Origin of the sequence: Gemmiger sp. (assembly GCF_036306485.1) — a bacterium.
GTDB lineage: Bacteria > Bacillota > Clostridia > Oscillospirales > Ruminococcaceae > Gemmiger.
On the sequence record NZ_JAXJZK010000018.1, the window covers coordinates 1 to 6,343 of the forward strand.

The 6,343-nt window shown below is 59.6% G+C and carries 5 protein-coding genes; 4 read left to right on the forward strand and 1 reads right to left on the reverse strand.

Features of this window, described 5'->3' with window-relative positions; all coding sequences use genetic code 11:
- The 4 genes from U0L91_RS04440 to U0L91_RS04455 all read left to right on the forward strand — a co-directional run.
- Positions 1 to 858, forward strand: an 858-nt coding sequence (locus tag U0L91_RS04440) for a glutamine synthetase III family protein (RefSeq protein ID WP_481804515.1), incomplete at its 5' end; no start/stop codon positions are given.
- 111 nt (positions 859 to 969) lie between these two features.
- Positions 970 to 2,280, forward strand: a complete 1,311-nt coding sequence (locus U0L91_RS04445) for a glutamine synthetase family protein (protein ID WP_330045011.1) — start codon at positions 970 to 972, stop codon at positions 2,278 to 2,280.
- 39 nt (positions 2,281 to 2,319) lie between these two features.
- The gene (locus tag U0L91_RS04450; protein ID WP_330045012.1) at positions 2,320 to 2,886 is read left to right on the forward strand and encodes an ANTAR domain-containing response regulator; all 567 of its coding nucleotides are present in this window, start codon (positions 2,320 to 2,322) and stop codon (positions 2,884 to 2,886) included.
- A gap of 118 nt (positions 2,887 to 3,004) precedes the next feature.
- Positions 3,005 to 4,648: a CTP synthase gene (locus U0L91_RS04455; protein ID WP_330045013.1), complete on the forward strand. Its 1,644-nt coding sequence runs from the start codon at positions 3,005 to 3,007 to the stop codon at positions 4,646 to 4,648.
- Positions 4,649 to 4,762: 114 nt separating this feature from the next.
- Here the strand turns inward: U0L91_RS04455 and U0L91_RS04460 are convergent, their stop codons facing one another.
- Complete coding sequence (locus tag U0L91_RS04460; RefSeq protein ID WP_330045014.1) at positions 4,763 to 6,082, reverse strand: HlyC/CorC family transporter; 1,320 nt, start codon at positions 6,080 to 6,082, stop codon at positions 4,763 to 4,765.
- Positions 6,083 to 6,343 lie beyond the last annotated feature (261 nt).

Genomic DNA, 6,343 nt, shown 5'->3' on the forward strand with positions numbered 1-6,343 from the left:
AAGATGAAGATGGATCTGGGCGTGGATGTCCTGCCCAAGTTCAGCAAGGACACCACCGATCGCAACCGTACTTCTCCGTTTGCCTTCACCGGCAACAAGTTTGAATTCCGTATGCCCGGCTCTGCCGAGAACCTCAGCGACTGCAACACCATCCTGAACACGGCGGTTGCCAAGGAACTCAAGCAGTTCGTCGCCGAGACCGAGGATGCCGCCGACTTTGAGTGCGCCGCTGCGGCCTGGGTCAAGAAGACCCTCAACGCCCATCGCCGCGTGATCTTCAACGGCAACGGCTATTCCGAAGCCTGGGAGCAGGAGGCGGAACGCCGCGGCCTGCCCAACCGCAAGTGCACCCCCGACGCCATGGTGGCCCTCAAGGACGAGAAGAACATTGCCCTGATGGAAGAGTTCGGTGTTCTGACCAAGACCGAGATGCTCAGCCGCTACGAGGTTGAGATGGAGCACTACTCCAAGGTCATCAACATCGAAGCCCGTACGATGCTCAAGATCGCCAACAAGCAGCTGATCCCCGCCGCTACGAGCTACATGGGCGAAGTGGCCGGCAGTGCCGCCGCCAAGATGTCCGCGGTGGAGGGAATCTCCACCCACGCCGAGCAGCAGCTGCTGGTGGAGCTGACCAAGCACACCGACGAGATGTCCGATGCCGCTGTCGCTCTGAAGGAGATCACCGACCGCGTCTGCGCGATGGAGGATGAAACCGCCAAGGCGCATGCGTTCCACGACGAAGTCCTGCCCGCCATGGCCCGGCTGCGTGCCGCTGCCGACCTCGCGGAGGAGATCGTGGACGAGGAGTACTGGCCGCTGCCCTGCTACAGCCGTATTCTGTTCTACACCGAGTAATCCCGGGAACCCACACGTTGCAAGCCGTGCATGCTCCCCTTTACCACGGTTTGAAAGGCCCGCCGCAAGGTGGGCCTTTCGAGCTTCACACGACGTTTTTGGAGGAACACCATGAAGCATACCGCACAGGATATCCTGAACTACGTCGAGGACAATGACGTCAAATTTGTGCGTCTGGCCTTCTGCGATATATTCGGCAACCAGAAAAATATTTCGGTCTACGCCAGCGAACTGCCCTATGCGCTGGAACAGGGCGTCTGCTTTGACGGCAGTTCCATCGCCGGCTTTATGAACACCGAAGAAAGCGATCTGGTCCTCTGGCCTGATCCCGACACCATGACCATCCTGCCCTGGCGCCCCACCGAAGGCCGTGTGATGCGGATGTACTGTGATATCACACTGCCCAACGGCCGGCCCTTTGAGGGCAACTGCCGCGGCTATCTGCAATCCGTCATCCAGCGCGCCGCCAAGATGGGCCTGCGCTGCGATGTGGGCTGCGAATGTGAATTCTATCTGTTCCAGACCGATGAGCACGGCGGCCCCACCCATATTCCGATGGACCGCGGCGGCTACTTTGATGTGGCACCGCTGGACAAGGCCGAGAACATCCGCCGCGAAATCTGCTTTGCGATGGCGGATATGGGCCTGCGTCCCCAGCACAGCCACCACGAGAGCGGATTCGGCCAGAATGAGGTGGACTTCATGTACGCCGATGCGCTCAAGTCCGCCGACAACCTCAACACCTTCAAGACCACCGTCAAGGCCATCGCTGACCGCAACGGTCTGTTTGCCAGCTTCATGCCCAAACCCCTGCCGGATCAGGCGGGCAGCGGCCTGCATGTCAATGTCTCGCTGCGCCGGGACGGCCACAACCTGCTGCAGGATGAGCTGACGCCGGACAGTGAGGCCGCGCATTTCATTGCGGGCATCCTGGCCCATGCCCGGGAACTGACCTGCTTCTGCAATCCCATTCCCAACTCGTACACCCGGTTCGGCAGCTGCGAAGCCCCCAAGTATATCAGCTGGAGCCGCCAGAACCGCAGCCAGCTCGTGCGTCTGCCCTCCGCGTCGGGGGAGTTCTGCCGTCTGGAGATGCGCAGCCCCGACCCCGCCGGCAACCCCTACCTGGTCATCGGCCTGATCCTGGCCTCCGGCCTGGACGGCATCGTCAACAAGCTGCCGCTGCCCGACCCGGTCAACAGCAACCTGTTCCACCGCCACGCCGCCGAGGGGCTGGAAAGCCTGCCCGAGTCGCTGCGTGAGGCCATCACGATCGCCGCTCAGAGCAAATTCATCGCAGGGGAGCTGCCGCTTGCCCTGATGAACAAGTATTTTGAGTACCAGACCCGTCTGTGCCATGCCTATGAGGAATCGCCCGATCCGCGGCTCTGGGAGAAGGAGCATTGTTTCCCGATGATCTGAGCCGGCCCTGAAATGACACAGAAGGGAAGGTGATGCAGATTGCCGGCTGCCTTGATTGCATCCGCAGGAATCCAATCCAATGAATACCTGGCACGCCACATCTCCGAGCTGGGATACCTGCATCCCAGCATTGTGGCAAGCGGCGGAGAAGCACGCCGCCGCATGGGGGAACGCGACTATGATGTCATCATCATCAATGCGCCGCTCCCCGACGAGTTCGGGCATGAACTGTCCCTGGACGCCGTCCAGAAGACCGACGCCGGGGTCGTTTTCCTGGCCAAGAGCGGTGCCGCCTCCGAGATGGCGGACCGCCTGCAGGAATACGGTGTGCTGGTCCTGTCCAAGCCGTTTACCGGCGTACAGTTCCGGCAGACTGTCCAGATCGCGGCAGCCTGCCGCCACCGGCTGGAGTATCTCCGGCAGGAAAACGATCGCCTGCGTGATAAGATTGCCCAGATGCGGCTGGTGGACCGCGCCAAGTGCGTCCTGATCGAAAAGCGGGGCTGCACCGAGGCCGAGGCCCATCGCCTGATTGAAAAGACCGCCATGGACACCCGCCGCGACCGTGCCGACGTGGCACGGGAAATCCTCGAAGAGGAAGAATGAGCCGTTTTGCCGCTGTGCAATTTTGCGGCGCACAACGGTCGGACTTGTTTTTCTTCGCTGGATGTTGTATAATAATTTGTTCGATGTTTTCGGAATTTGATGTGGAGGGATGGTTAATATGGCGACAAAATATGTTTTTGTCACGGGCGGCGTGGTTTCCGGCCTCGGCAAGGGAATTACGGCAGCCAGCCTGGGACGTCTGCTCAAGACGCGGGGTCTCAAGGTGGCTTCCCAGAAGCTGGACCCGTATATCAATGTGGACCCCGGTACGATGAGCCCCTTGCAGCACGGCGAGGTTTTCGTCACGGATGACGGCACCGAGACCGATCTGGATCTGGGCCACTACGAGCGTTTCATTGATGAGAATCTGAACAAATACTCCAACCTGACCACCGGCAAGGTGTACTGGAACGTGCTGAACAAGGAACGCCAGGGCGCCTACCTGGGCCAGACCGTTCAGATCATTCCGCATATCACCAACGAGATCAAGAGCTATATCTACAACCTTGCCAAGAGCACCCAGGCGGATGTGGTCATCACCGAGATCGGCGGCACCACCGGCGATATCGAGAGCCAGCCTTTCCTCGAGGCAATCCGTCAGGTGGGCATTGAGCAGGGCCTGGAAAACTGCTGCTACATCCATGTGGTGCTGGTGCCTTACATTTCCGGCTCCGACGAGTACAAGTCCAAGCCGGCCCAGCATTCCTGCAAGGAACTGCAGGGCATGGGCATCTCTCCCAACGTGATCGTGCTGCGTGCCGACGGTCCTGTCGGCAACGACATCAAGCACAAGATCAGCATGTTCTGCAATGTCCGCCCCGACTGCGTCATTGAGAACCTCACGCTGCCCAGCCTGTACGAGTGTCCGCTGATGCTCGAAGCTGCCGGCCTGACCGACGTGGTGACCCGTCAGCTGCACCTCGAAACGCCGGCCAGCGACCTGACCGAGTGGAAGGAACTGATCAGCCGCATTGCGACGCGCAGCAAGAACTGCACCATCGCGCTGGTCGGCAAGTATGTCAAGCTCCACGATGCCTACCTGAGCGTCATGGAATCCCTCTATCATGCCGGTTTTGAAAACGAGTCCAAGGTGGAAATCCGCTGGGTGGACAGCGAAAACCTGCAGGATCAGCAGCGCTGCGAAGAGCAGCTTGCCGGCGTGGACGGCATCATCGTGCCGGGCGGCTTCGGCGACCGCGGCATTGAGGGCATGATCCAGGCCGCGCGGTATGCCCGGGAACAGAATATCCCGTATTTCGGCATCTGCCTCGGTATGCAGATCATGGTCATCGAGTTTGCCCGCGATGTGCTGGGCTACGCCGATGCCAATTCCAGCGAGTTCACCCCGGACGGCGAGCACAACGTCATCGCGCTGATGCCGGACCAGCAGGGCAACATCCCCAAGGGCGGCACGATGCGTCTGGGCAAATATCCCTGCATCACGGCCCAGGGCACCAAGCTGCGGGAATGCTACGGCAAGGCCGAAATTGACGAGCGTCATCGCCATCGCTATGAGTTCAACAACGACTTCCGCACCGAGATGCAGAACAACGGCCTCGTGATTTCCGGCACCAGCCCGGACGGCCGTCTGGTCGAGGCGGTGGAGCTGCCCGGCCGCGATTTCCATGTGGGCGTTCAGTTCCATCCCGAATTCAAGAGCCGCCCCAACCGCGCCCATCCTCTCTTCAAGAACTTCATCGCCGCGGCCCTCAAGTACCAGAAAGATCATATGATCACGGACCATCGCCCGATGGACGACTAAGCATCTTATATAAACAGCAAACGGCACGTTCCGCCGGCGCCTCTGCGCCCCGGACCGTGCCGGTTTTAATGCCCGAAAAAAGGGGCCCTCCGCGCTGTGCGGAGGGCCCCTGATTCAGTTGTTTTCGCTGCGGGATTCCCGGCGGCCATGTTCATGGCTCCGGCCTTCCTCGCGGCCGGTGGGACCGGTAACCTTGCGTTCGCGCAGACTGACTTCCAGTACCCGGCGATGAACCGTCTTGGTCACAACGCCGTCATACCGGTCCAGCGTGAACCGGTCGCCCACCTTGGGCAGATGTCCGGTCTTTTCCTGCACCAGACCGGAAACCGTGATGGAATCAATATCCTGATCTTCCGGGATGGAAAGTTCCTTCCACAGATCGTCCACACTGGCGGAACCGGACACCAGCCAGGTGCCGTTGGACTGACGGCGGAACTCTTCGGTCTCCTCGTCATGCTCATCCCAGATTTCGCCGACCAGCTCTTCCAGGATGTCCTCCAGCGTCACAATGCCTTCGGTGCCGCCGTATTCGTCCACCACCACGGCCATGTGATGATGCTTCTCACGCAGCGTGCGCAGCAGCGCCGAAATCTGCGTCGAACCGGTGGTGTACAGCGTGGGGGTCACCAGCTCTTCCATGCTGGCATTGCCGTGCCGGACGGCCTGATAATAGTCCTTTTCGTGAACCACACCGATGATGTTGTCGATGGTCTCATGGTAGACCGGCAGACGCGAGTATCCCGATTCGTCAAAGGCGTCCGCCAGTTCCTGCATCGAGATGTCGTCAGCCACCGCCACAACATCCACACGGGGGGTCAGAACCTCTTCCACTTCCACGTCATCGAATTCGATGGCACTGCGGATCAGCTCACTCTCGTGGTTGGTCAGTTCGCCGTCGCTCTCCGCCTCGCTGACCATCGTGATCAGCTCGGCATCGGTGATGCCGTCGTTCTCACCGCTGTGAAAATGTCCCGAAAGGAACTTTTTCCAGGTGCCGAACACGAAATTCAGCGGGGTGAAAATCAGAATCAGAAAATCCAGGAGCGGAGCCGAAAATGCCGCAAACCGTTCGGGCATTTCCTTCGCCAGGCTTTTCGGGGTGATCTCACCGAAGATCAGGACCACGATCGTCACAACGGCCGTCGAGACGGTCGGACCGGTGGCATTGCCCAGCATGTTGCTGAACAAAACCGTGCCCAGGGAGGCAACGGCAATGTTGACAATGTTGTTGCCGATCAGAATGGTGGAAAGCAGGCTGTCATACCGCTGTGCCAGTGCCAGAATGTGGGCGGCCTGTTGGTCGCCGTTATCCGCCCGGCTCTTGAGCCGGATCTGGTTCACCGACGAATACGCGGTTTCGGACGCGGAAAAGAAAGCGGAAAAGATCACAAGGATCGCCATTGCCGCTATAAGGGGAATACTGCCATCATCCATGGTAGGAAAAATCAACTCCAGTTATTAAATTTACCTCATCGTACAAGACAAGACGATATTATAATACCATAATTCCGGCCCCGGTGCAAGATGTTTCTTTAGTCGGACTCCTGTCCAGCTTTCCCGGACCCCATCTCCGCCCGGACGGTGCCGAGCAGGTTTTCCAGAATCAGTTCCAGCACGGCCAGCGGCAGGGCGGCGGCGTTGAGATCGTCGATCAGCTTCTGCCGGCAGGCGTGGATGCGGGTGTTGTCGTCCTTC